Below are 24,842 nucleotides of genomic sequence, written 5' to 3' on the forward strand. Positions count from 1 at the left end.
AATACAAATCTAACAATCTTTCCTATGAATTGGCTAATTTTGGGCTCCTAACATTGATATATTACCAAACAATGAACCAGAAAATAGCAAATATACGAGCGGATTACAGCCAGAATGGGTTACATGAATCAGAATTGAATGCTAACCCTTTGAAACAGTTCAACAAATGGTTTGACGAAGTCTTAAAATCAGAACTTTCAGAATCGAATGCCATGCTGTTAAGTACAGTAAATAATGGACGACCGACTGGAAGAATCGTGCTCTTAAAAGGTGTTGATGAGGACGGATTTACCTTTTATACCAATTACGAAAGCAAAAAAGGTCAGGAAATTGAAGCCAATCCTCAGGTAGCTCTTACATTCTTTTGGAAAGAATTGGAACGCCAGGTCCGGATTGAAGGGAAAATTGAAAAAACATCAGAAAAAGATTCAGACGATTATTTCGCAATCCGCCCAAGAGGAAGCCAGATCGGTGCATGGGTTTCGCATCAAAGTGAAGTGATTGAAAACCGTGAATTTCTGGAAGAAAAACAGAAATCCTTTGAGCAAGAATTTGAAGGAGTCACTGTACCGCGCCCGCCACATTGGGGAGGTTATCGCGTCATTCCGGATTACGTTGAATTCTGGCAAGGGAGACCGAGCCGGTTGCATGATAGGCTGGCTTATGTATTGAAAGATGGTGTTTGGGTTACCGAGCGACTGTCACCATAATTTAGCTATTGCCCGCTATTATGCGTTAGCAATGGACCAATAATCCACGAACATTATATAAATGAAAAAAGACTGACAGATAAGTTCTAAGTGAACAATCTGTCAGTCTTTTTTCATTTATGCTAAAAATATCTAACTGCCGCACTAACGCCTAATCGCTAAAAGCTCAAGACTATCTTTCGCTTCTTTCTACATAAGCACGTTTTGGAGCACCAACATAAACCTGACGCGGACGTCCGATTGGTTCTTTATTCGCACGCATTTCTTTCCACTGAGCAATCCAGCCTGGCAAACGGCCAATAGCGAACATAACAGTGAACATATTGGTAGGAATACCAAGCGCACGGTAAATAATTCCAGAGTAAAAATCTACGTTTGGATACAATTTACGTGATACGAAATATTCATCTTCCAAAGCTGCTTTTTCAAGTTTTTGAGCAATTTCCAAAACAGGATCACTGATTCCCAATTTGCTCAAAACATCGTCAGCTGCTTTTTTGATGATACGTGCACGCGGATCAAAGTTTTTGTAAACACGGTGACCAAATCCAAACAAACGGAAACCGCTTGATTTATCTTTCGCCATATCCACATATTTCTGAACATCGCCGCCATCATTTTTGATCGCTTCAAGCATTTCAATAACTTCCTGGTTTGCACCACCGTGAAGCGGCCCCCACAAAGCACTGATACCGGAAGAAATGGAAGAATAAATATTGGCATGAGAAGAACCTACCAGTCTTACCGTAGATGTAGAGCAGTTTTGTTCGTGATCAGCATGTAAAATAAGCAGTTTGTTCAAAGCCGCAGAAACAACAGGATCAACCTTGTATTTTTCAACGGGCAGAGAGAACATCATGTTCAGGAAATTTGAACAATAATCCAGGTCATTATTTGGGTAATTCACCGGATGCCCCTGTGATTTTTTATAAGACCACGTTGCAATGGTAGGCAATTTCGAAAGCAAACGGATGATGTGCAATTCAGTAGTTTCAGGACTATCCAAATCAACCGTTTCAGGATAAAATGCGCTCATGGCACTTACCAGCGATGACAAAACACCCATTGGATGCGCATTCACCGGAAAACCTTCAAAAATCTTGCGCATATCTTCGTTTACAAGCGTATGCGTAGTTATCTCATGCTGAAAAGTTGAATATTGTTCTTCTGTTGGCAGCTCGCCATATATTAAAAGGTAGGCCACTTCTAAAAACGAAGATTTTTCTGCCAATTCCTCAATCGAATATCCGCGGTAGTTTAATATTCCTTCTTCTCCATCTAAAAAAGTAATAGCGCTTTTTGTTGCGCCTGTATTTTTGTAACCTGCATCTATGGTGATGTAACCGGTCTGGTCACGCAATTTAGCAATATCAATGGCCTTCTCTTTTTCACTACCTTCTATTACTGGGAACTGGTAATTTTTACCTTCAATGATTAATTCAGCTATTTCGGACATATAAATTAAGAATAAAATTAAAAGGTTAGTTTACTATATATATGTTGATGACGGTTGGTAGCCCAAAGAACCACCCTACCTCTTATTTACTGAGCCTGTATGTTAATTTTAGATTAAATCTCGAAACTGACTTATTAACCGTAAATACACAAGCCGCAATATCTTAAAAAACCTTGTATTTTCTATTATTATCAATGTTTAATTTGTGAAAATTCAAGATCGGGACTATAATCTTACACAATTTTAAGTATTAATGATAATATTCTATGGATTAACCGGACAACATTTCTGATCTGTCTTGCTAAAAGTATTAAAACGGCTTTAATACTTAGGAAACATCATTTTTAGTTTCAACAATCCCGACCGGATTCGAATTTAATACAGGCCTCAGTTGCAATTTGACGAAATATCTACCGAACAGCCCGGTCAATATAACGGGCAATAAATGTGCCCCGTAAATGAATGATTTCCCTGTGATTCTGTAAGCAAAGGACGAGAACATTGAGTAGACATATACTAACCAGAATGCGCTGATCAATAGCAATGCGATATAACCAATAGCAGCTTTTTTCTTGTCCACAAAACGAAATAAGGCTTCTGAAATCAAAATAGAAAAAGCTACAACCAAGAGTACAGTTCCAAGCGCACGAGGGAAAGTTTGGATGTAACTATGTTTATAAATCAATATACCTAATTTACCGATCAAATTGGGATGCGCTAATAAATAAGCATCGGTAACACTTAAAACAAATAAAAGCAGAACACTGCTTAGCTTCTTATTCATAATGTTAAACTGATAATTGTTAAATGCTGGTTTTGGTTAAATGTTTTGAGTAAACGAATTGTAAGCCATAATAATTCGTTTAATATTTTCTTCTTCGGTATTATTATAATCAAGCCAGTTGATTATAATTCCGTCTTTTTCCATTTTTCGGAAAAATGTCATTTGGCGTTTGGCAAAACGATGAATTTCGGTTTCCAGCCGTTTGTGCATTTCTTCATAGCTTAGTAATCCGGTGACGTACTGGGTTACATATTTATATTCAAGCCCATAATAAATCAGGCTTTCCGCACTGATGCCGGATTTTAAAAGTGATTCAACCTCTTCAATCAGGCCATTTTTCAATCTGTAATCCAATCTCTGACTAATTCTTTCACGTCTGATTTCCGCAGGCGGATTCAGTCCAAAAACAATAGGATTATAAATAGTAGCCGAACCTGTTTGTAATAAAATTTCCTTTTCAGGGTTTTGTACCAAAAAAGTTGAAATCTCAATGGCACGGATTAGCCGTTTTCGGGTTGAGGTATCTGCCAAATTCTGATAGGAACTCACAAGTTTATTAAATAATGAAAGCAAATCTTCATTAGAAATTTCTTCAAGTTCTTCCCGAAGTTTTTCGTCAACCGGAATATCGGTGTAGGCATGTCCTTTCAATAAAGCATAAAAATAAAAACCTGTACCTCCGCAAGCAACCGGAACTTTGTCTCTGTTTGTAATATCTAAAAACGAAGTTTGAAAATCCTGTTGAAAAAGATTTACATTATACTTATCACCTGCATCCAGAATATCGATCAGATGATAAAGTATTTGTCGGCCGTCGACTACATATTCTTCCAGATCTTTCCCGGTACCAATATTCATTCCACGATAAACCTGGCGGGAATCAACACTTAAAATTTCACCATTTATCCGGGTCGCAACCTGATTGGCCAAATGTGTCTTACCGGATGCCGTTGGGCCTAAAATGATTAATAAAGGATTCAAAAGATTGGATTATAGAGAATAAGTTGACAAAGAAATTCAATGAATAGTTTTGACAAATTTACGACTTCCTGCATTATAAATCTCAATTAGTTTGTCACTTTCAGGCTTTCTATTCTCGCTATATCTTACGTTAAGTGTCGGATCCAGCCAAAAATGAACGGGGTCTTTGTCTGATATTTCTTCAAATCCCAGTCGCCGGTAACTCGTTCCATCCGACCACTCCAGATCAGCATAAGTCATAATATCACCTGGTTTATATTCTTCCGTAAAGGCACGAAGAAGCTTATCAAACCCACCAACTACGGTCGTATTTCTCAGATTTGAAAAACGGATTAATTCATAGGAACGGTAAAGTTTTCCTTCCCGCTCAAAAGTACGCGGGTGACTAAACGTTGCGACAGCAACTAGTAATTCTTCTATTCCCGTATCAATTTGAAAGTCAGCATTGAGAACCCGAAAATAACGTTTTGGCAAAAATAGCCCATAACGGATCTTGGAAGAAACGGATCCCTGCAAATGGTTTTTGTCCAAAAAGTCATTGGCAGTGGGTTTGTCCAGTTTTCTCGCCTGAGTAACTCTGCCCGGAATTCTTTGCGAGATTCCCAAAATAGCATTTAATCTGGATTGAACGATTCCCCTTTTAGCATACCAGATATCTTCCCAAAGTGTAACTATGGATATTCCTTTTGACCGGATTTCACTTTGATTTATAATAAAATCCGCGATTTCGGATTCATTTAAATTTCCATTATTTTGCCAGGTTTCCAAGTCTATGAGTTTTAAGACTAAAACCGTTTTTTCATTTTTTCGGACTTCAATCAGCTCAAAAGAATCTTTCACAGTTGTCTTCGCTTCCCAATCAAAATGCATCGACGAAAGCCAATCAAACACTTCGCCGGTAAAAGTTGATTTAGAATTCAAAGTATTATCAATTCGGTTACTGAAAAGCGGCAAGTTAGCGACTTGGCTGCTTTCTAACAAAGAATTAAACTAGGAAACCAGCCCACCGTCCATTTTCGCAGCCTCCCAGCCTATCAACGCTTTTTTCCTCAAACTGCCCCAACGGTATTCTCCCAAAATACCCTCCTTCCTGATAACCCGGTGACACGGAATAAGATATGCAATCGGATTATCCCCTACCGCTGTTCCCACAGCCCTCACTGCTTTTGGATTTCCGATACTATTAGCAATTTGCTGATAAGTTGTCACGGAACCTTGCGGAATTGTTAGTAAAGCTTCCCATACTTTCAGCTGAAAATTTGTTCCCTGCACCATGATCGGCAGCTTTTCCAGCGTATCAAGATTTGGCGAAAAAATCCGGTGAACATAACTTTCAGTGATTTCCTGATTCGGTTCAATGGCTGCAAAATGCCATTTTTTCCCAAGTAAAATCAGTTGGTGTTCTCTGGTTTCCTCATCTACAAATGCCATAGCGCAAATTCCTCGCTCCGTCACCGCTATAAAACATTCTCCAAAAGGTGTCTGATGAAAGCCATAGCTTATTTGCAACCCTTTTCCGCCCGTTTTGAATTCCTGGGGAGTTACTGCTTCAATACCCGTAAATAAATCATATACCCGGCTCTGACTTGAAAGTCCAGCTGATTCTGCCAGCTCCACCAAATTTGTCGATTCCTTGATTTTTCCTTTTAGATAATCTGCCGTTATGTACTGTAAAAATTTCTTCGGGCTCACTCCTGCCCATTCCGTGAACATTCTTTGAAAATGAAATTGGCTGATGTTTACTTCTTCGGCCACTTCAAACAATGAAGGCTGGTTTTTGACATTTTCTGATATGTACTCAATTGCTTTTGCAATCTTTTCATAATTATAAGTTTTCTGATCCATTTGATTGTTAATTTGTTACACAAAGGTGCCGCCAAAAAACCTGCTCTTCAACCCAAAACTTGCGTTTATTATCAAAAATACCGGAATGTGAAATACGGAAATATTGATGAATGCAGTTATATTCACAGACTAATAATTATTTATCCAATCCGTAATGATCATGGAATTAAACCCAAAAGAAACCGCCCTTGTTTTGATTGAATTTCAGAACGATTTCACCTCCGAAGGAGGCATATTTTACGGTGCAGTAAAAGGCGTGATGGAATCCAACAACATGCTTCAAAATACAGTTGATACCGTTGCCGCAGCGCGCGAAGCCGGTGTTCATGTCATGTTCGTTCCGATTTCATTCACAGAAGATTATCACGAAATAACTGCCAAACCTTATGGCATTATGAAAGGCGTTATTGACAACGGCGCTTTCAAAAAAAATACCTGGGGAACAGAAATTATCGATGTTTTGAAACCTGAAACCGGTGACGTGATCATTGAAGGAAAACGTAGTTTCTGCGGATTTGCAAGTACAAACCTGGATTATATTTTGCGCAGCACGGGAATTAAAAATGTCGTTTTAGCTGGATATTTGACGAATTGCTGCGTAGAATCGACGATGAGAACGGCTTATGATAAAGGATATAATGTAATCACATTAACCGATTGCTGCGCTACTTTAAGTCAGGCAGAGCACGACAATGCTTTAAAAAGTGATTTCCCAATGTTCAGTCAACCGATGACACACAGCGATTTTATTGAGGTTCTGGAAAATCAGAAAGAACTGGAAATGAAAGGTAAAGGATACGAATAAGAAAAACCACGTTTTAGTAATCGGCTGGTTGATAAAAGGGCTTCTTAACGATTTGTGAAGAAGCCCTTTTAATTTGAAGTAAAAACGATTTTAATATTCTTTTTTACTATCCTTTTTTACTTTCTTTTCAGCACGTTTTTCTTTTAGATTTTTCTCCGGCTCTTTTTTTGTGCTGCCCTTATCCAGATTCTTACCCTTTGCCATGACTATTAAGATTTAAATTTAATATGGTAAAATAACAGAAATAACCGCATATTTTGTATTGCAAGCTACTTAAAAATTTTCAGTAACTACAAAACCTGTTTTTGTCCTTTCGTAATCCAATCCATAATTAAATTGGCCCTGCCGCCGGTAACGCCGTTACTCGGACTTTTTCCTTCTCCTCTCAGTTCCGCAACGATCAGCTCAATAAGAGGTTGCTGTACATGCGGCGGGTAAGGAATAGTAAACGTTTCCGAACCTGTCTCCGTTTCAACGACAATATCAAATTTCTCAAAAAAGGAAAATTTGATTCTTCCCTTTGATCCAACAATTTGCGCCGAGTCTTCCCGCTGTTCTTTATTGATAGTGTAACACCAGGTTCCGGTTCCCAAAACGCCCGATTCAAATTCGAAATTTGCTACGGTTATGTCATCAGCTTCATATAAACCAGCCTGATTCCGGGCAATTCCGCTGGCCTGTTTTATTGGCCCCAAAACATATTCCAGGTAGTCAAACTGGTGTGATGCCAGATCATGAAAATGTCCGCCGCCTGATATTTCCGGCTGCACTCTCCATTTTGGTTTGCGTAGCTCCCCTACTTCTTCGTCATAAGGCTGCCATTGCAGACAAATATTCACATAGCGAATATCCCCAATAATGTTACTGTAAATCAACTCTTTAAGTTTTACAAAATAAGGCAATGACCGCCGGTAGTACGCCACAAAAAGCGGAATTCCGGTTTCTTTACTGACTGCGTTCATCCGGTCACATTCCCCGGCATTCATTGCCATCGGTTTTTCTACATAAACCGGTTTTCCGGCCCGCATCGCTTTTTCCGCATATTCCTCGTGCACGTTGGGAGGTGTAGCAATATAAACCGCATTCACTTCCGGATCATTTATAAGGTCGTCCACGTTGCTGTACCATTTTGGGACATTATGTCTTTTTGCATAATCCTCCGCTTTTTCAGCATCCCTGCGCATGACCGCAACAAGTTGGGAATTTGGTACTTTATTGAATGCCGGACCGCTTTTTACTTCGGTAACATTACCGCAGCCAATAATCCCCCATTTTATCTGATCCATAAACGTCTGATATTAAATTGAACTATTAAGTAAGCATAATAATTATTTATTCTAATCAATTTTCCTTTTACCTTTAATATCAATACTAAAATTTACGCATGGAAGGCCAGCTGAATAATCCGTTGCACGGAAAAACATTAGAAGCAATATTGAATGAACTGGTTGAATATTTTGGATGGGAACAGCTTGGATATCATATCAATATAAATAGTTTTAATCACGAACCCAGTGTAAAATCCAGTCTTAAATTTTTAAGAAAAACGCCCTGGGCAAGAAAAAAAGTAGAAGATTTATATTTAAAAATGCTGGACAATAAATAAATTATGCCTTTTACTGCACGATTGATTTGTCCGTTTTAATCAATAAAAAAATGAATTTCAATAACTTGGTACCGAATAACTTCATCAGATAAAAACATGGCTTTCGTTGATTATTATCAAATACTGGGTATAGAAAAAACTGCTTCCGAAAAAGATATAAAAGCGGCTTACCGGAAGCTTGCCCGGAAATACCATCCTGACGTAAACCCGAACGATCAGGAAGCACAAAAGAAGTTTCAGGAGCTTAATGAAGCAAACGAGGTTTTGAGTGATCCTGAAAAACGCAAAAAATATGACCAGTACGGAAAAGACTGGGAACATGGGGAAGAATATGAAAAAGCCAGGCAGTCGCGTGCATCTTCTGCCAATTATGGCGGTGGATTTTCATCGGGTGGCGGTGAAAATTTCTCTGACTTTTTCGAATCGATGTTTGGTGGCAATTCAGGATTTGGCGGTGGCCGTTCAGGAGGCAGACAAACAAAATTCAGGGGCCAGGATTATCAGGCGGAAGTACATCTGACTTTAACAGAAGCATATGAAACGCATAAACAAACGCTGACGGTCAACGGAAAAAATATTCGTATAACGGTACCGGCAGGGATTGAAAACGGACAAAATATCAAAATCTCCGGCCATGGCGGTCCTGGCAGCAACGGTGGCCCTAATGGCGATTTATTTATTACCTTTTCGGTAGCCAATGATGAAAAATTCAAACGCCTGAAAAATGATTTGTACCTCACGGCGGATCTTGATTTATATTCCGCAGTTTTAGGAGGAGAACTGATTATTGAAACGTTAAGCGGAAAAGTTAAGCTTCCTGTAAAAGCTGAAACACAAAATGGAAATATCGTTCGCTTAAAAGGAAAAGGTTTTCCGGTTTACAAACAGGATGGACAGTTTGGAGATTTATATGTAACATTCAACATAAAAATCCCGACAGATCTTACGGAAAAACAAAAGGAGCTGTTTACTGAATTATCTAAATCCTAATCCTATTTTTTGCTATGGAAACTGACCAATTAATTTCGATTGATATATTTTGTAATCACTATAAAGTTGAATATTCTTTCGTCCAGTCTCTCCGGGAGGTTGGATTAATTGATACTGTTATTGTTCAGGAAACGCAATATATTCATCTTCCTCAGCTTCAAAAACTGGAAAGAATGATTCGTTTGCATGATGATCTGGACGTTAACCTGGAAGGAATCGAGGTTGTTCATCACCTGTTGAAACGTGTTGAATCCATGCAGAGCGAGATTGTTTCACTAAAAAACCGGTTGCGGCTTTACGAATCCCTCGACTAATCAATATTTTGGTATATAAAAGCTGCTGATTGTCAACGTATAAAAACAACCGTTTTAAAATGCTGATAATCAGTAGCTTTTATTCATTTAATTATTTTCAAAATTCCTTCTTAACGCTCCCGCTTATCAATTTCATTAAATTCTATTTTGGTAAGGATAATTAACACTGTTAGATTCTACCATTCACACATTCTTCCAGGGCTTTTTCACATCGATGCAAATCAAAAAATAATGATTGACAAATAACGGCGTATCTTTGCAAAATGTTAAATGAAGGTAAATGAGCATTCACTTGCCCGACCATATTATAATTTATGAAATTCGAAGATTACCACATTGTTCCCGAAATAAAGCGAAGTCTGGAAAAAGCCGGGTTCAAGCGTCCAACCGATATACAGTTCAAGGCCATTCAACCGATCATGAAAGGTGAAGATGTGCTTGCGATAGCGCAAACCGGAACAGGAAAAACCGCTGCTTTTGCGATACCGATCATTGATATTTTACACCGCAGAAAATCGGCCAGCAGACCGGAGGGAATAAAATGTATTGTAATGGTACCTACCCGTGAACTGGCGATTCAGATCACAGAAGTTTTTGACCGAATTGGTCAATATACCAAAGTTAAGGCATTCAGCGTGTTTGGAGGCGTTGAACAAGGTCCGCAGATCGCACAGCTGGAAAAAGGTATTGACATACTTGTCGCAACACCGGGAAGGATGTTCGATCTGGTAAGCCAGGGCCACATCAAACTGAACCGAATAGAAATACTTGTACTGGATGAAGCCGATCATATGCTTGATCTGGGTTTTATTAAAGATATTCAGGATCTGATCAAGTTTCTCCCAAATACCCGGCAGACTCTATTTTTCTCTGCCACTATTAACGAAAAAATTAAAAAACTGGCCTATTCACTGGTTCGAAATGCTATACGTATACAGATATCGCCCAATGATAAAGTTGCCAAAAATATTACGCATTCAGTAGCATTTATTGGAATGGACGACAAACGTTTCTTTCTGGAAAGGATCGTCGGGGAGAATGCTGAAAGTAAAATTCTTGTTTTTGTTCGAACCAAAGTGCGGGCAGAAAGAGTGTTTAAGGCACTGGAAAGAATGGGAATTAAAAGCGTAACCATTCACGGTGACAAAGAGCAGGACGACCGCCTTGAAGCGATGAATTCATTCAGAAAAGGAGAGGTTAAAATACTGATTGCTACGGATGTAAGCGCAAGAGGAATTGATATTGCCAATGTAGATTTCGTAGTAAATTACGATCTTCCGGATCAGGCAGAAAACTATGTACACCGGGTTGGACGGACCGGCCGGGGAACCCATAAAGGATTCGCAGTATCGTTTTGCAGTCCGGAAGAAAAAGCGATGCTTGAAGAAATTCAGGAATTCCTCGGTAAACCTATTGAAGTACTAAAAATTACAGGCCAGGAATATTCAGAAACGATCGATTTCAGCGCAGAGCCAAAAGACGATTTGAAAGCACTGATGCAGGAAGTGGAAGATTTTGAATCAAAAAAGAAAAAGAAGAAAAAGAAATAATTGTCCGGTAAGATATTAACAAAAACGGCTTACAGAAATAATTTCTGCAAGCCGTTTTTGTTATCAGATCGCTCTGTTAATAGGTTACCTGATCAATGGTGATCTGTCCGCGAATTTCTCCGTAAGGATATGTTTTACTCGTAATGTTAACATACATTGCACCAAGGATCAGTGAAGTTTGATCTCCGATTGAAACATTTGTTACTGAACCTGAAACTTGTCCGGCTGCTGAGCCAACTGGCAAAGTATATACAACGCCTCCAATTTGCCATGACGGATTAGCTGCATTGATCGTAATCGCTGTTGGTGTAACATTTTGATATGAGATATTGTATTTCAATTCCCTTGACACCTTGTTGTACTCAAATACTCCCGTTCCCTGGGCCGTAGATGAAGATTTAGGAATTGCCGGCTGACTATTAATTGTCGCATGGAATTTTACTACATCATCTTCCTGCGGGCCTTTTTCTTTACAAGAAGAAACCAGACCTAACATAGCAACACCAGTCATTAATAGTAAAAAACGTTTCATTGGCTTTTTCATGAATCTTGATTTTTTAAAACAAATTATTCGATAAATATATACAAAGTTACTCCTCCACAAAAATGATACCAGCCAGATTTATTAAATATTCCACAAATCACTTTTTCTGACATACACGATCCTGTTATTCCAAATCACCCTGTCCCAGTGATCTACGGACCCTACAATGGTCAGTTTGTGCCCTTTTCCGACCCTTTCAACCACTTGCGAGGCGGAAGATGGCTCATCTCTCAAAAACGTATTGGAATTGACAATGATGCACGTTTTATAGAGTGATGGAATATTAAGCAATCCCAACAAAGCGACAAGATAGAAAATTATTGAAATCTTGTGAATTTTTAAAATCGGTTCCTTCCGGCGCACTTTCATGACCATGATCAGAACGATATATGCCCCCAAAGTTAGGAGCAAAATTGGGATGTAATCACCATAACGGCGGTAAAATATTATAAAATAATTGTAATCGTCGAATTCATAGCCCTTTAAATTTTGCTCGGATGCCAGTTTATCCATTTTTTCAAACAGTTTTCTGGAAGGCGTAATTAATGCAAGCTTGCTAAGATAATATAGGCAGTCGGTGTAGTCATTTGTCTTTTCAGCAAGAAAAGCGAGCTTCAAAAGCAGACTTTGATTATTTTTTTCATCATTTCCGAAATTTTTTTTATACAGTACCGTTGCCTCTGAATACTTCGCCATAGCGAACAGAGAATCAGCTCTTTTTAATTCATTTTTACTGGCTGAAAACGCTTCATATTGGGGTAATATTGAACCCAAAATGATCCAGAAAATTAGGTTTTTATTTATCAGGGCTTGCATTTGACTTTTAAGAATTCTACTTTTGCATCGCAATTACGGAAAACGTCACGGCTATTCCAACTGCAAAAATAATTGATTCCGTAGCTCAGCTGGTAGAGCAATACACTTTTAATGTATGGGTCCTGGGTTCGAATCCCAGCGGGATCACGAGTAAAATATTAAGAGATTTCGTTCGTAGTTCAAAATTTGAATTTCATCGAAGTGAACAAAACCTCAGTAATGTCCAGGTGGTGGAATTGGTAGACACGCTACTTTGAGGGGGTAGTGCCCGTTTGGGTATGGGAGTTCGACTCTCCTCTTGGACACGGAAATTGCAATAATCGTAAGCAATTTTTATCATTGAAACAGCAAAAAACGATTCCGTAGCTCAGCTGGTAGAGCAATACACTTTTAATGTATGGGTCCTGGGTTCGAATCCCAGCGGGATCACAAAAAAGGCCAAATCTGAATCAGGTTTGGCCTTTTTTATAACGATTAAATACTGCGTTTCATACCCTCAAAAAGTTTCTCTAAGTATACCCGCCTGCTAAGAAATTGTTCCGGATTAAAGGAAACAATAATACAGACTAATACAGCATTCCTGAAACCTCTTCAATCAAATAAGTTGATGATCTATTCCCAAGTCTGAGAATCCCTAATATAAACTTCCCCGTTTTGCCTACAAAAACTCTCAATTCGGCTACAAGTTAGAAATGGCATCTGCTGACATTTGTTGTATCAAAAATTAAAAAACAATGATGGAACTACAAATTGAAACTTCAGGTGTTAACACGAATACCCCACAGAACCAACCAGTCGCACTCGTAACTGGTGCCAATCAGGGAATTGGTTTTCAAGTAGCAAAGGAGCTCGTTGCAAATGGCTACACAGTACTGCTCGGGTCGCGAAACCTGGAAAATGGAGAAATAGCCGCAAAAAAAATCGGCAAAAATACCTATGCCATTCAGCTTGATGTTACGGATAAAGAGTCAATTAATGCCGCGGCCGAGCGGGTCAGAAATGAATTTGGCCGTCTTGATTTGCTCGTAAATAACGCAGCAATCTCAAATGCCGGAGCGCCGGGCAGGACGCTTGAAGAGATGATGCAATCGAGCCAGGCAAGTGTTGCCTCACTTGATGAGGTGCGGGCGGTTTTTGAGACCAACGTGTTTGGCGTACTCGCCGTCACGCAAGCTATGCTCCCAATCCTCCGCAAAGTGCCCGCTGCGCGAATTGTCAATGTATCGAGCGGCGTGGGTTCGTTAACGTTAAATTCTGACCCGACATTTCCATATCGCCCGGGATTCGGTGTCATTTACGCTGCTTCTAAAACTGCTCTAAACGCAATCACTCTTTCCTTCGCAATTGAACTCGAATCAACAAACATTAAGGTTAATGCAGTAAGTCCCGGCTTCACAGCCACTGCTCTCAACAATTTTGCGGGTGTTGAAACGATTGAAGAAGGCAGTCGTAGTGTTGTGCGCGCAGCCCTTGATAAGAATGGCCCAACAGGCACTTTCTCTGGCCCAGACGGGCTATTTCCCTGGTAAAAATTAATTATAACCGATGATTTAAAACATTATCGGTTATAATTTTATAACTTTTCAATATGAAAAAAGAAGAAAATATCCATCATAAGTTTGATTCTTTAACCGACGTGCATCGGGCTTTTGGCTTACCAAAGCCGCTGCATCCGATGATAAGTCTGATCAATAATATTAACAGCCAAATCAACCTGAATCGATTGCCTCATTCCCATATTCTGAATTTTTACAAAATATCTTACAGATTACAGCTTAGTGGAAAATTAAAATATGGCCAGGATTACTATGATTTTGATGAAGGCGGCCTCATGTTCGCTTCCCCTAATCAACTCATTGGAAGCTATGAAGATAACGGAGAAAATGCCGGATATTCCTTGCTGATACATCCGGACTTCTTATGGAATTATCCCCTGGCAAAAAAGATCAAACAATATGGTTTCTTTTCCTATTCTGCCCGGGAAGCCTTGCATTTATCTGATACTGAAAAGGCAACCATTCTTTCAATTTTTAAACTCATTGAAGAAGAATTGAGTGGTAGGATTGATGATTTTAGCCAGGATGTTATTATTTCCCAGATTGAGCTGCTCCTGAATTGCTGTAATCGTTTTTACAAGCGTCAATTCATTACACGCAAAGCTGTTAATAACGATTTGTTATTAAAGCTGGAAGATCTTTTAGAAGAATATTTCAATAGCGAAAAAGCTTTAAGTCAGGGAATACCGACGGTTCAATATCTTTCAGACCACTTGAACATTTCTCCCAGTTATTTGAGTGATATGCTGCGTTCTCTTACCGGACAAAATGCACAACAGCATATTCACAACAAACTCATCGAAAAAGCGAAAGAAAAACTGTCTGCAACCAGCTTATCTGTAAATGAAGTTGCATACCATTTAGGCTTTGAACATTCGCAATCATTCAGTAAATTGTTCAAAACAAAAACGAAACTTTCGCCTTTGCAATTTAGGCAGTCTTTTAATTAAGGGACTATAAATTCACATCCAACAAGTTAGCATTTCCATTCATTTCATAATCCTTTCCCTGTGCTGTTTGCCCCAGGAAGCCATTTCATTGATAATAGGTCTAAGCGAATGACCATATTCTGTTAGTTCATATTCAACTGTGACTGGCTTTGTGTCCAGCACAGTCCGCCTGACTAATCCATTTAATTCAAGTTCCTGTAATTCTTTTGAAAGCATTTTTGCAGCGATGCCTTTAATACTGGCAATAAGCACCATAAATCTCTTCTTACCAAAACTCAGGGTGCCGATAATTGGGATCTTCCATTTTCCAGCCAAAATATCCATCGTGTCGCGGATAGCCATGTGGTGTGCCGAGCAAGCTGCCGAATCGGGTTTATCATTTTCATTCATACTTTGATAGTTTCTTAAAGGAAACCGGTTTCATTTGGTAAACCAGTTACAAAAATAAACTTAAACCGAAATATATTTGCAATTGTTTATAAAAATATAAAATTTATGAAAGCGCTAAAAATTACTTATTGGATTACGACCGGTCTGGTTGTGCTGGGAATGTTGTTCTCATTTTATAACTATTTCTTTAATCCCGCCCTGAAAGATGCTTATGTGCATGTCGGATTTCCGGATTGGTTTCGGGTGGAACTTGGAATTGCAAAGTTACTCGGAGCACTGGCGCTAGGAATACCGATCATTCCTGCACGCATTAAGGAATGGGCTTATGCCGGTTTTTTTATTAATTTCTTTTCGGCATTCCTCTCACATTATATGATAGGCGACCCGGTATCCAACCAGATAACACCGCTTGTCCTCCTCTTGCTATTGGTGGTATCGTATGTTACTTTTCATAAAGTAATAATCAAAAAATAGTATTAATCCAATCTCAGATCATTCTGAGACAAGTTTTGGCAATGATTTCCACCAGGCCAATAATTTATCTTTTAGTTCACTGGTCAGTTTGGGCTGAGCAGTTTCAAGATTGGACGTTTCATTTTTGTCTTTGACGATATTATAAAGCTGCACATCGCTACCATCACTATTCATCAAAAGTTTATAATCTCCGGATCGTACAGCCAGATTTGGACTTTTATCCTGTCCTTTCGGATATGCATAAGCCATGTTATTCCTTCCGTACTCCCAAAAAATATCCTTTTGCCTTACGGAAGGTTTTCCGGTAAATAAGGAGCTTCTGTCTGCGCCATCGCCTTTATAACTACGTGGCAATGACACACCCGACATTTTAGCCAGGGAAGGCAACAAATCCAGCGCGGTCAATACCGAAATATCATCCGTTTTGCCTGCCGGAATATGACCAGGCCAGCTGATAATGAAAGGCATTCTTGTACCACCCTCATAAAGCGAAAGCTTGGATCCTCTTAAACCGGCAGCCCTACTTCCTTTAAAACTGGGTAACGGACCATTATCACTAGTGAAAATAATGATCGTATTCTTATCCTCTCCTATTTCTTTCAGTCCGTCCAACAATCGCCCGATCTGCACGTCGTATTCCTTCAAAACCAATTTAAATGCTTCTTCTTCTTGTGGGTTTATCGGAAACTTACCCGTATATTCTGTCTCGGTTCCGGGTACCCAAGGCGTGTGAACATCATCCGGCCAAAGATTGACAAAACAAGGCTGGCCTTTGTGCTGCTGCATAAAAGCCAGTGTTTTATCGACAAAATACTGCGTCCGATCCCATCTTTTGATGCTGTCCTTATCCGACCATATCCAGTTTGTTGCAGTCAATGCCGGATCCGGATCAGGACTTTCATAAGTACTGGCATGGGCATCAAATCCGTATTTTTCAAAACCCGGCACGTTCGCTACATCTCTTCCTCCGCCCATGTGCCATTTCCCAAAATGACCTGTGGCATACCCTGCATTTTTAAAAAACTTCGCTACTGTAGGTGCTTCTGTGTTAAGAAAATCAATTTGTTCAGCATCCTTATTATGTTTTTTATTGTCAAGATACGTTGTAAAATTCCATCTTCCCGGATACATGCCCGTTAGTAAACCCGTTCTGGATGGTGAGCAAATTGGTGCCGCACTGTAATATTGTGTAAGTTTTAAACCTTGTTTTGCTATCCGGTCGATGTTCGGCGTAGGAACAAAATTACCGCCAAAAGTTCCTACATCACTAAATCCCATATCGTCGGTCAGGATGATAATGATGTTTGGCTGTTTTGTCTTTTCAGCTGGTTTTTTCTGTGCGTTTGCAATAAATCCATTGATCAAACCAAGGATTATTATTCCTGAAAATATTCTAAACTTAGACATGTATTTTGCTGAAAATTTCGGTTTCACAATCCATTTAATTGCCATAATCAGATTTTATCTTTACCCAGCTCAGTCTCAATAACTTGTTTGATCGCATTCGCCATTTCTTCCAGCAAAGCGGGCGAAGTTGTTGATGCGTCGTCCAGTTTGGTATGAAATAATGGGAAAGAAGAAGTACCTACAAAACCTATAAAAGGCGAGTAACCCTGCTTTTGAGCGACAACCAATTCACCATAAGCCTTATCTTTTACTTGCTGAATAGCGATACTACCGAAAGCTTGATTTACGGAATTCCCAACATTACCCGCGAAATAAACAATTCGTTTATTATCAGCAATTGCCTGACGAACCAATCCTTTATCTGATTTAGTATAAGAGTAAGTAGCAAAGCTTGCACCCAAATGAACCCATAAACGCACGTCGGCTGGCTTTGGCGCTTTTTCATGAAGGAATATGTGTGTACCCTGATGTTGAGCAAGTTCATGCCCTGAGTTCCCTGTGAATATAAATTTGTAAGGAAGTTTTTTTTCAGCAACCCATTTAGCCAGCGCATTGAAGGTCGCAATACCAGGTCCCCGCTCTCCACCACAGGTAAACCAGCCACTGATCGGTGTGGAAATAATAATCGTCTTGTCGCCGCTTCCGAAAGTTCCCTGAATATTTCTAGCCGTTACTTTTTTCAATTTTCCTGTTATTGTCAAGGTTGCGAAACCATGCGTTGTCAGATTCGCAATATCCTTAGGAGCGACCTGCACGACGGGTATAGGGTAAGAAACTCCGGGCAGTGTATTGATGGCGGCAATTTCGCCAGCTGCATTATCGGCAACAAGTATAATGGCCTTTGCCCCAGCGTCGATTATTTTCTTAATTTCCGCTGCATTTTCCTCATCCATAAAACTGAACGATCTTTCCTTTGACTGCTGATTAATCCAGACAATCTTACCAGAAAAATCCCGGGCATCTTTATTTGCTTCTACAAGTTGCGATGTAATATTTACCCCGGCATTAAGCACTGGCCAAACCGGGAAAATTTCGATTGACCTTTTCCCAATTTTCAATTGGGTTTTTTCAGGAAAAAACTGCTCTACCGGAAAAGTTACATATTCTGTTTTGAAACCATTTTTACCGAGAATTTCTTTGATCCATTCGGACGTTTTATTGTCGCCTTCCGTTCCTGTGCGGTGAATGCCAAAGTTTACATACCGAACTACATCAGCATATAGATCAGCGCCTTGAAATATTTCCTGACCCGCTTGCTGCGCCGGGGAATGATAGGAATAAAAAGTAAGGAGAAGAAAAATAGCCAAATCGTTGGTCGCGAACCGCTTCATGTTTGTCATAAATGTTTACCGGATAAATTGATCAATAGGCAAAGACAGACCAAAAATGGCCGCTAAAATAAGGTAGAGATCCGCCACGATTTTCGAAGATTTTGAAAAGGAAAACAGGCATACCATTAATACATATTCTTGTTGGTGGCTGGCAAAAAGTATATATAGTCTACTAGCCTAATAGGCAAATTAAGCTATTTAATTTATCCTTATCAAGAAGGAGAAGAGAATGTTGAAAATTTGCTTGTTTATTTGTCATTTTGATTCATTTCCCAGCTTTATTTTCCAAAAATGATACAGCTGGCGAAGGAATTACCCAACATAAACAATGCTTACGATCGTCATTGCCGGCAGTGTTTTTTTGATGTATTAGAGGCAACTTGCAAGGAAGTTCTGAGAAAATAAATCAATATAGAATCGGAATAAAATACTCAAAATCCCGCCAATTTTTCTTCACAGCAATCCGTCCGTTACAATTCTTAAACCAATTTTTAACGCGGATTCTCCACTCTTCCCCGTCATTTGTCGGACAAAACGCCTGTTTTATAAAATACCTTTGTCGAACTATTAGTCACAATAAAAGGTCAAATCATCAATGAAAAAAGCAGAGGCAATACGATCATCACCTGTTGGGGGTGTAACGCAACGGATCGATTCTAAAATAATTTATCCGGCTATTTACGTTTTTAAAACAAATATAAGGGAAGCTGATCAGGGAAAAAATTTAACGAAAATACTCCATTCACATTTTCCAGGCAGTGAAATCAGTTTCGATCTTGGAGACTGTGACAAAGTACTTCGCATCAAACATTACGGAACTTTTGCATCCCAGGCAGTTGATATTTTAAACCATCATGGCTTTGATTGTGAAGAATTACTTGATTAAAGAAAAATTAAGCGGGCAAAGAATAATTAACTAAGAATACAATGACAAACGGACTAAAAAAAGCAGTTTTTAATCTCATGGATAAAGCCTTTACCCAGGAAGGGTTTGTATTGGCTATCAGGAAATGGCAACCGGAAATGATGTACGAAATTGATCTGCATTTACCAGAGGTCGATATGAACAAGTGGAACACTATACCACGCCTAAAATGCAAGGTTGCCGAATTTGAATACCGGGATTATACCCCGGCAAAATGGGATGTTGAAAAAAGAATTTGCACCATGCTCATTGAAACAGAACATAATGGACACGGAAGTGCCTGGACAAAAAATTTACAGGCAGGGGATACAATTCTTTTTGCACCTGCACACGCTGCCCAATTACCTTCAAGGCCGGGAAAAATTGTATGTTTTGGAGACGGCAGCGCGTTGGGACATTTTCTTGCGCTTAAACAATTGACAAACAGGAATGAGTATCCTTTCGAGGCCGTTATATTTCTAAATGAAGATTATACACTTCCTGACTATTTTAAAAACAAAAACCCTGAATTTAAGTTTGTGATGATGCCCGGTGCCAATAGTCTTGACAGCTTAAATCAATTTTCTGAAAATAAAAGAATGTCAGATTACACTGCTGTATATATTGCCGGCTTTATCCCGATGGTAACTGGACTGAGAAAGATCTTAAAAAAGAATCCATATCTTACGGCCAAAATATTTGCACATGGTTTCTGGTCTTAATTTTAAAGGAATGTCAGAAAAAATACCGATTTATCAATTCGACGAATTTGCTGAAAAAGGATCTGATATTTTTCTTTTCCATTTTTCAGCAGCAGAAATTTTTCAATTTGCAACGGAAGCCTCCGTACCTCACCGCCACGACCATTATTGCTGTTTTTTTGTTGAAAATGGAAATATGGATTTCATGATCGATTTCAAGCCTGTGATAATTAACAAACAATCAATGTTGATTTCTTATCCGGGACAGGTTCATGAAGTTGTAAAACATCAAACCTGCAACGGTTGGGTTTTGGCCTTCGATGCGAAACTGATAAATGAAAACGCAAAGCTGATCATAGAAGAATCGCTGACAAAAATAGCGCTCATATCGTTAAATGATGACGAACGCGATTGGTTTAAAAAACTTTTTGAGCTCATACATTCTGTTATTAACACAAACAAAAAAGCCCTGTTTCAGGCGCAGCTGACAAGATCGTTGCTGGATTCTTTTATTTATCAGGCTTCTGTTTTATACCAGGTACAGGAAAATACACGCATTCAGGAATTCTCATCCCGGAATATTGACATCACTAAGAAGTTTCGTCAGCTATTACAAAAAAACTTTAAAACCATGAAGAAGCCGTCAGAATATGCTGAGAAAATGAATTTTTCGGTAAGTTATCTGAACGACACAGTTAAAGCAGTAACAGGATTTCCATTAACTTATTTTATACAGCAGGAAGTTGTCAATGAAGCACAACGATTACTATATTATTCCGAACTGAGTATTAAAGAAGTTGCCTATAATCTGGGCTACGAAGATGATAAATATTTCATCCGCCTGTTTGGTAAAAGTACGGGCTCCTCCCCTGCAATTTTCCGCAAAAACAAAATAGGAAGGCGTTAAAAAAAATCATGATAAACACAAGCTTAAACTTCTTCCTGAAATTTCAACAGCCGAATAATAACTCGACAAACAATTTCCTTGAACCCGTTTAACAGGTTTCCTGTGAGCATAATATTAAAAAAACAAAGTCTTCACTATAAAAAACACCCCCGAACTCCTGTTTCGTTTTAAATCAGGATAAGAGCTCATGAATTTTTGAAAAAAAAGGGAATTTCAAGATTCATGGAATACATTTTATCCAATAATTTCAACTCATTACAAACCAGTTTCATTGAATTCTTATACTTTTGGGATTTCGTCAAAGATTCACTCATTCCCTCACTTTCTTAATTTGACTGCTCCAAAACTTCAAGACGTATATACTTATAAGTAAGTTTTTACCATTAAGGGTATTACTTGGTCATAAATTCTTTAAAATATTTTTTTATAAATCTGATAGTGAGATATATAGCATTTTCAACTTCTATTGTAGCTGATGTTTTACTTATTATTATTTTTTAATGTAGAAATTACCGGCGCATTAGCCAAAATTCGACTACCGGATAATAACAGGTTCACTTTTTAGCATTGATAGTAAGACGCAGAATGCTACCTTTGAATAGTAATTTTAATGCTCGGCAACTATGGAACACTTCATCGCACATACGTTTCTTGTACATCCGCATCCGCTGGAATGTGAGGCGGTAGCGGACTGGCTGCGTAAAATATCCTATGTTGAATTGGTTGGCAAAGGCAGCTCGCTTGATCATCTTATTCAGCTTCCCTATCTGAAAGACATTGACGTCATTGTTTTATTTGCTCATCAGACTGAGAACGTCGCGGAAAAAATCCTGAAAATAAGAAAGCTTCATCCAAGGTTAAAATTCCTGTTGCTGGCACCAAGTCCGTCGTCTGAATCTGTGCGTGAGGTTGTCCGTTCAGGGGTGAGTGGCTACATTGTTTTTGAATCAGAGCTCCATGAATGGGAACTTGCTTTCAGAGCTGTTTCGCAGGGAAGAGTTTATTACGGACAGGAGGTTATGTTAAGGCTGGCAGAAAGTTCTGTTGAAACTTTTATTCCCGAGCCTATTCCTACAACCAAGGATTTTTTAAGTAAAAGAGAAGTAGAAATTCTTAGACTCGTTGCAAATGAATATACAACAACCCGCATTGCCAGCGAGCTGTGTATCAGTGATAAAACAGTGGAAAGTCACCGCCGGAATTTGTTCCAAAAGCTAGGTGTAAAAAACTCAGTCGGTTTAACTAAGATTGCCGTCAGGATGGGCGTAGTTTAATTTTTTACATTACAATATCGTGGAAAACCCTTAAAACAAGCAGAAAAATCAGAATAAATATCAGGGTATTTGTAAGTAAAATTCAGGGTATCTGTCGATTGAATTAACACATTGAAGATTGCAACTTTGTCTAAGAGTTTTACTTATGGAACTGACAAAGCGCGAACAGGAAATTTTGGACCTCATCATGGAGGAACTAAGCTCGAAGCAGATTGCTGAAAAGCTGGACATCAGTATTTCCACCGTTGAAACATACAGGCGAAGCCTTTTCAGGAAATTTGGAGTACGTACCGTTATCGGGCTTGTGAAAGCAGCCATGCGATTAAATAACTAACTGGCAATAATCTAAAAGTATGGCAAAGTTTCAGCATTTGGCAGTGAATTGGGTCGATGGAATGAAGATATCCCGGCAGCATTTTGTTGAAACAGATCATTACCATACCGAACAGGTTCGACAGATGCAGGCTGCGATGCTAACACCGCATAATTATGGACTTTTGGTTGAAAAGGACGGCAGTGAATCTTTGCAAATACAGATCCTGGGTGATGCCAGCCAGCAGATCCGGATTAAAGTAAGCAATTGTTTTGCGATCACTCCTGACGGAAGCCTGATCGGAATTAATCAAAGAAATGAACTGGTGTTTGATACTTCTCTGGGGCAAATTTTTGTCAAATATCATTTACAACCGAATCAAAACCAGATATTTTATATCATCATTATTGTTAATTTGTTTGAAAGGGCACTCTTTGGCAGTCCGCTGGAAAATGAAATTCCAATGCGCCATCCATACACTTTGCCCGCTTACAGCATAGATGTGGTACCGGCTGAAACGATCAACAGTCAGCAGTGGTCGGGCGGCGGACTGATCGTTGGAAAAATTGAATACATTAATACTGAATTAAAAGTAACAGGCGAATATATTCCCGCTTCACGGACCATAAAAAGTCATAAGGAATTAAAGGATTGGTATAACCGGTTTGGCACTTATTTGAATGATATTGAAACGTACGCATTCCGTATTGTTCAGAAAATCAAAACAAAAAGTCAAAAAAGTGCTTTGTCTGATAGCATCCAAATACTCGTGGAAAGGCTAATAAATGTCATAGTTTCAAATAATGCAATATTTCAAAGATTGGTACCGTACCAATCGCCACTCGAAATGATCGTTTTGATGATTCAGTCTATTCAAAGTATCAGAGCGTCGCTGGAATGTCTGACCGATCGGGAAAAAGAAGAAGTGCTGGGTTATCTGGGTGAATGGGCGGAAGAATCACCTGGCGGACTTGAAAAACAGATTTTAAATGTAATTCAGGTTCCATACGATCATAATGAAATTGTTTCCAGCCTAAAAGTAATTGACAGTTTTTACAATATGTGGACCGCGTTATTTTTAAAGCTGAGTCAGTTGGAATTTATTGGAAAGCGAAAAGGACAGCAGGTTTTTATTATCGAAAGTCCGGTGCATGAAACTCCGGTTCAAGTTGAAAAACAGAAATCCAGATGGAGTCCTCTTTGACTTTGATTTAAAGATTATTTTTTTAATCCGACGGCTTTTTGTCGTAAGGATAACGCTGCACTAAAATTAAAATATCATGGAGCCGGTAAACAAGAATCAGCGAAAATCTGCCATTGGAAAGTTCATAGGTTTGTATGCGCTCTCGCTTACTTTTCCTGTACTGGCAGTCTATCTATTGCTGCGTGTGCCCGGTTCGATAGCCGAATCTGAGTCGAATCTTTACAAAGAAATTGTTCTGGAACAGTCTCCCCTACTTGTTGATACGGACACATTGAGCCAGATTTCACGCAAGCTCATTCAGCAGGACGGGATTTATAGCAGCGCAACCGATGAGATGGCCAAAGCGACTGCAAGAACCCAGCTGGTCGATATTGAAAGCCGGATTAATTCGATCATGAGCCATTTTAATTTGCTTGCTGCTTCCGCCAAAAGCGAGCAAAACCGGAGACTTTCGAGCGGGGTGGCAAAACTTACCGAAGCCCTTGTCACCTACCGGCAAACCATTAGCGAACTGCGTCATACGCTCGACGGCAAAGGAATTGATATGCAAGTTATTAATGATCTGCGAAGCCAGATTAACATGAAAGATCTGGAAATAAAAGGAATGGAACGTCAGCTTATGGCAGGAGCCGCAGGTGGTGGTGGTGGTGGTGGTGGAGGTGCTGATCCGTCCAAAGAGCTGCAAACCAAACTCGCTGCTGCTCAGAAAGACCTTGACAATTGCCGGTCATCAAAATCAGGAGGCGGCGGGTCGGATGCTTCCGCGATACAAAAACAGCTGGACGAATGCCTTTCCGCAAAAGCAGGCACCGGCGTGACCTACCGTGAATGGCTGCGTTACGCGGAAGCAGAAGGCTATTACCAGTTGCTGACACAGGGAAATCTCCGTAAAAATGACCGCAAAGTTTACTACGACCAGGCGAAGCAGATTTTTGACGGACTTCAGCTTTCTACCAACAACAAAGAAATGAAATCGAAAGCACTCGAAAGGCTGATCGGCATACAAAAAAACCAGCCTTAGCAAAAAAGA

Annotated in this window: 27 protein-coding genes and 3 tRNA genes; 19 read left to right on the plus strand and 11 right to left on the minus strand. The window is 39.3% G+C overall.

Translation table 11 applies throughout. The annotated features are described in order from the left end of the window. Positions 1–71: 71 nt before the first annotated feature. Positions 72–710, plus strand: coding sequence for a pyridoxamine 5'-phosphate oxidase (pdxH, locus tag FDK13_RS25025; protein WP_137342754.1), 639 nt, complete (start codon positions 72–74; stop codon positions 708–710). A 172-nt stretch (positions 711–882) separates the two neighbouring features. On the opposite strand, the gene FDK13_RS25030 is transcribed toward pdxH, so the two are convergent. The 5 genes from FDK13_RS25030 to FDK13_RS25050 all read right to left on the minus strand — a co-directional run bounded on the left by FDK13_RS25030 (position 883) and on the right by FDK13_RS25050 (position 5,776). Further along, positions 883–2,166, minus strand: a complete 1,284-nt coding sequence (locus tag FDK13_RS25030) for a citrate synthase (protein ID WP_137342755.1) — start codon at positions 2,164–2,166, stop codon at positions 883–885. Between the two features lie 328 nt (positions 2,167–2,494). Continuing rightward, positions 2,495–2,950 carry a hypothetical protein gene (locus tag FDK13_RS25035; protein WP_137342756.1) on the minus strand — a complete coding sequence of 152 codons (456 nt, stop codon included), beginning with the start codon at positions 2,948–2,950 and terminating at the stop codon, positions 2,495–2,497. Positions 2,951–2,986: 36 nt separating this feature from the next. Then, entirely contained in the window at positions 2,987–3,931 is a 945-nt protein-coding gene (gene miaA / locus FDK13_RS25040; RefSeq protein WP_137342757.1) for a tRNA (adenosine(37)-N6)-dimethylallyltransferase MiaA, read from the minus strand. A 36-nt stretch (positions 3,932–3,967) separates the two neighbouring features. After that, a complete protein-coding gene (locus tag FDK13_RS25045) occupies positions 3,968–4,852 on the minus strand; it encodes a hypothetical protein (RefSeq protein WP_137342758.1) in 885 nt (294 codons plus the stop codon). Positions 4,853–4,921: 69 nt separating this feature from the next. Then, a complete protein-coding gene (locus FDK13_RS25050) occupies positions 4,922–5,776 on the minus strand; it encodes a methylated-DNA--[protein]-cysteine S-methyltransferase (RefSeq protein WP_137342759.1) in 855 nt (284 codons plus the stop codon). Positions 5,777–5,936: 160 nt separating this feature from the next. Between FDK13_RS25050 and FDK13_RS25055 the strand changes: the two genes are divergently transcribed. Then, a complete protein-coding gene (locus FDK13_RS25055; protein ID WP_137342760.1) occupies positions 5,937–6,581 on the plus strand; it encodes a cysteine hydrolase family protein in 645 nt (214 codons plus the stop codon). A gap of 290 nt (positions 6,582–6,871) precedes the next feature. On the opposite strand, the gene FDK13_RS25060 is transcribed toward FDK13_RS25055, so the two are convergent. Continuing rightward, the gene (locus tag FDK13_RS25060; RefSeq protein WP_137342761.1) at positions 6,872–7,867 is read right to left on the minus strand and encodes a Gfo/Idh/MocA family protein; all 996 of its coding nucleotides are present in this window, start codon (positions 7,865–7,867) and stop codon (positions 6,872–6,874) included. 98 nt (positions 7,868–7,965) lie between these two features. On the opposite strand from FDK13_RS25060, the gene FDK13_RS25065 reads away from it, so the two are divergent. From FDK13_RS25065 to FDK13_RS25080, 4 genes are all read left to right on the plus strand, one after another. After that, complete coding sequence (locus tag FDK13_RS25065) at positions 7,966–8,187, plus strand: VF530 family protein (protein ID WP_137342762.1); 222 nt, start codon at positions 7,966–7,968, stop codon at positions 8,185–8,187. A gap of 96 nt (positions 8,188–8,283) precedes the next feature. Beyond that, positions 8,284–9,177, plus strand: a complete 894-nt coding sequence (locus FDK13_RS25070; RefSeq protein ID WP_137342763.1) for a DnaJ C-terminal domain-containing protein — start codon at positions 8,284–8,286, stop codon at positions 9,175–9,177. A gap of 14 nt (positions 9,178–9,191) precedes the next feature. Then, positions 9,192–9,491, plus strand: coding sequence for a chaperone modulator CbpM (locus FDK13_RS25075; RefSeq protein ID WP_137342764.1), 300 nt, complete (start codon positions 9,192–9,194; stop codon positions 9,489–9,491). Positions 9,492–9,805: 314 nt separating this feature from the next. Next, a complete protein-coding gene (locus FDK13_RS25080) occupies positions 9,806–11,041 on the plus strand; it encodes a DEAD/DEAH box helicase (protein ID WP_137342765.1) in 1,236 nt (411 codons plus the stop codon). A 76-nt stretch (positions 11,042–11,117) separates the two neighbouring features. Here the strand turns inward: FDK13_RS25080 and FDK13_RS25085 are convergent, their stop codons facing one another. Together FDK13_RS25085 and FDK13_RS25090 are read right to left on the minus strand one after the other, a co-directional pair. Further along, on the minus strand, positions 11,118–11,585 hold the full coding sequence (locus FDK13_RS25085) for a CHRD domain-containing protein (RefSeq protein WP_137342766.1): 468 nt from the start codon (positions 11,583–11,585) through the stop codon (positions 11,118–11,120). 81 nt (positions 11,586–11,666) lie between these two features. Next, positions 11,667–12,401, minus strand: coding sequence for an SH3 domain-containing protein (locus tag FDK13_RS25090; protein WP_137342767.1), 735 nt, complete (start codon positions 12,399–12,401; stop codon positions 11,667–11,669). A gap of 74 nt (positions 12,402–12,475) precedes the next feature. Between FDK13_RS25090 and FDK13_RS25095 the strand changes: the two genes are divergently transcribed. From FDK13_RS25095 to FDK13_RS25115, 5 genes are all read left to right on the plus strand, one after another. Then, a tRNA-Lys gene (locus tag FDK13_RS25095) sits at positions 12,476–12,548 on the plus strand. Between the two features lie 74 nt (positions 12,549–12,622). Continuing rightward, positions 12,623–12,706, plus strand: a tRNA-Leu gene (locus tag FDK13_RS25100). A gap of 51 nt (positions 12,707–12,757) precedes the next feature. Then, positions 12,758–12,830 (plus strand) — tRNA-Lys (locus tag FDK13_RS25105). A 305-nt stretch (positions 12,831–13,135) separates the two neighbouring features. Beyond that, positions 13,136–13,930: an SDR family NAD(P)-dependent oxidoreductase gene (locus FDK13_RS25110; RefSeq protein ID WP_229216206.1), complete on the plus strand. Its 795-nt coding sequence runs from the start codon at positions 13,136–13,138 to the stop codon at positions 13,928–13,930. 59 nt (positions 13,931–13,989) lie between these two features. Then, on the plus strand, positions 13,990–14,907 hold the full coding sequence (locus FDK13_RS25115) for a helix-turn-helix domain-containing protein (protein ID WP_137342768.1): 918 nt from the start codon (positions 13,990–13,992) through the stop codon (positions 14,905–14,907). A gap of 39 nt (positions 14,908–14,946) precedes the next feature. Here FDK13_RS25115 and FDK13_RS25120 read toward each other — a convergent pair whose 3' ends face one another. Beyond that, the gene (locus FDK13_RS25120) at positions 14,947–15,297 is read right to left on the minus strand and encodes a winged helix-turn-helix transcriptional regulator (RefSeq protein ID WP_137342769.1); all 351 of its coding nucleotides are present in this window, start codon (positions 15,295–15,297) and stop codon (positions 14,947–14,949) included. A gap of 105 nt (positions 15,298–15,402) precedes the next feature. Here FDK13_RS25120 and FDK13_RS25125 point away from each other — a divergent pair, with 105 nt between their 5' ends. After that, positions 15,403–15,771, plus strand: a complete 369-nt coding sequence (locus FDK13_RS25125) for a DoxX family protein (protein ID WP_137342770.1) — start codon at positions 15,403–15,405, stop codon at positions 15,769–15,771. Between the two features lie 18 nt (positions 15,772–15,789). Here FDK13_RS25125 and FDK13_RS25130 read toward each other — a convergent pair whose 3' ends face one another. Together FDK13_RS25130 and FDK13_RS25135 are read right to left on the minus strand one after the other, a co-directional pair. After that, entirely contained in the window at positions 15,790–17,178 is a 1,389-nt protein-coding gene (locus tag FDK13_RS25130; protein WP_137342771.1) for a sulfatase-like hydrolase/transferase, read from the minus strand. Between the two features lie 47 nt (positions 17,179–17,225). Next, positions 17,226–18,509: a protease-associated domain-containing protein gene (locus FDK13_RS25135; RefSeq protein WP_137342772.1), complete on the minus strand. Its 1,284-nt coding sequence runs from the start codon at positions 18,507–18,509 to the stop codon at positions 17,226–17,228. Positions 18,510–19,104: 595 nt separating this feature from the next. Between FDK13_RS25135 and FDK13_RS25140 the strand changes: the two genes are divergently transcribed. From FDK13_RS25140 to FDK13_RS25170, 7 genes are all read left to right on the plus strand, one after another. Then, the gene (locus FDK13_RS25140) at positions 19,105–19,395 is read left to right on the plus strand and encodes a hypothetical protein (RefSeq protein ID WP_220417421.1); all 291 of its coding nucleotides are present in this window, start codon (positions 19,105–19,107) and stop codon (positions 19,393–19,395) included. 41 nt (positions 19,396–19,436) lie between these two features. Next, positions 19,437–20,135 carry a ferredoxin reductase domain-containing protein gene (locus FDK13_RS25145; protein ID WP_137342773.1) on the plus strand — a complete coding sequence of 233 codons (699 nt, stop codon included), beginning with the start codon at positions 19,437–19,439 and terminating at the stop codon, positions 20,133–20,135. 10 nt (positions 20,136–20,145) lie between these two features. Further along, positions 20,146–21,021: an AraC family transcriptional regulator gene (locus FDK13_RS25150; RefSeq protein ID WP_170982913.1), complete on the plus strand. Its 876-nt coding sequence runs from the start codon at positions 20,146–20,148 to the stop codon at positions 21,019–21,021. A gap of 623 nt (positions 21,022–21,644) precedes the next feature. Beyond that, the gene (locus FDK13_RS25155; protein ID WP_137342775.1) at positions 21,645–22,295 is read left to right on the plus strand and encodes a response regulator transcription factor; all 651 of its coding nucleotides are present in this window, start codon (positions 21,645–21,647) and stop codon (positions 22,293–22,295) included. Positions 22,296–22,413: 118 nt separating this feature from the next. Next, positions 22,414–22,629: a LuxR C-terminal-related transcriptional regulator gene (locus FDK13_RS25160; protein ID WP_262711829.1), complete on the plus strand. Its 216-nt coding sequence runs from the start codon at positions 22,414–22,416 to the stop codon at positions 22,627–22,629. A gap of 19 nt (positions 22,630–22,648) precedes the next feature. Further along, complete coding sequence (locus FDK13_RS25165; RefSeq protein WP_137342777.1) at positions 22,649–23,812, plus strand: hypothetical protein; 1,164 nt, start codon at positions 22,649–22,651, stop codon at positions 23,810–23,812. A gap of 76 nt (positions 23,813–23,888) precedes the next feature. Beyond that, positions 23,889–24,833 (plus strand): hypothetical protein, encoded by a 945-nt coding sequence (locus FDK13_RS25170; protein WP_137342778.1) that lies wholly within the window; start codon positions 23,889–23,891, stop codon positions 24,831–24,833. The last annotated feature ends 9 nt before the right edge of the window (positions 24,834–24,842 follow it).

It is taken from the genome of Dyadobacter frigoris (assembly GCF_005280585.1).
GTDB classification, from domain to species: domain Bacteria; phylum Bacteroidota; class Bacteroidia; order Cytophagales; family Spirosomataceae; genus Dyadobacter; species Dyadobacter frigoris.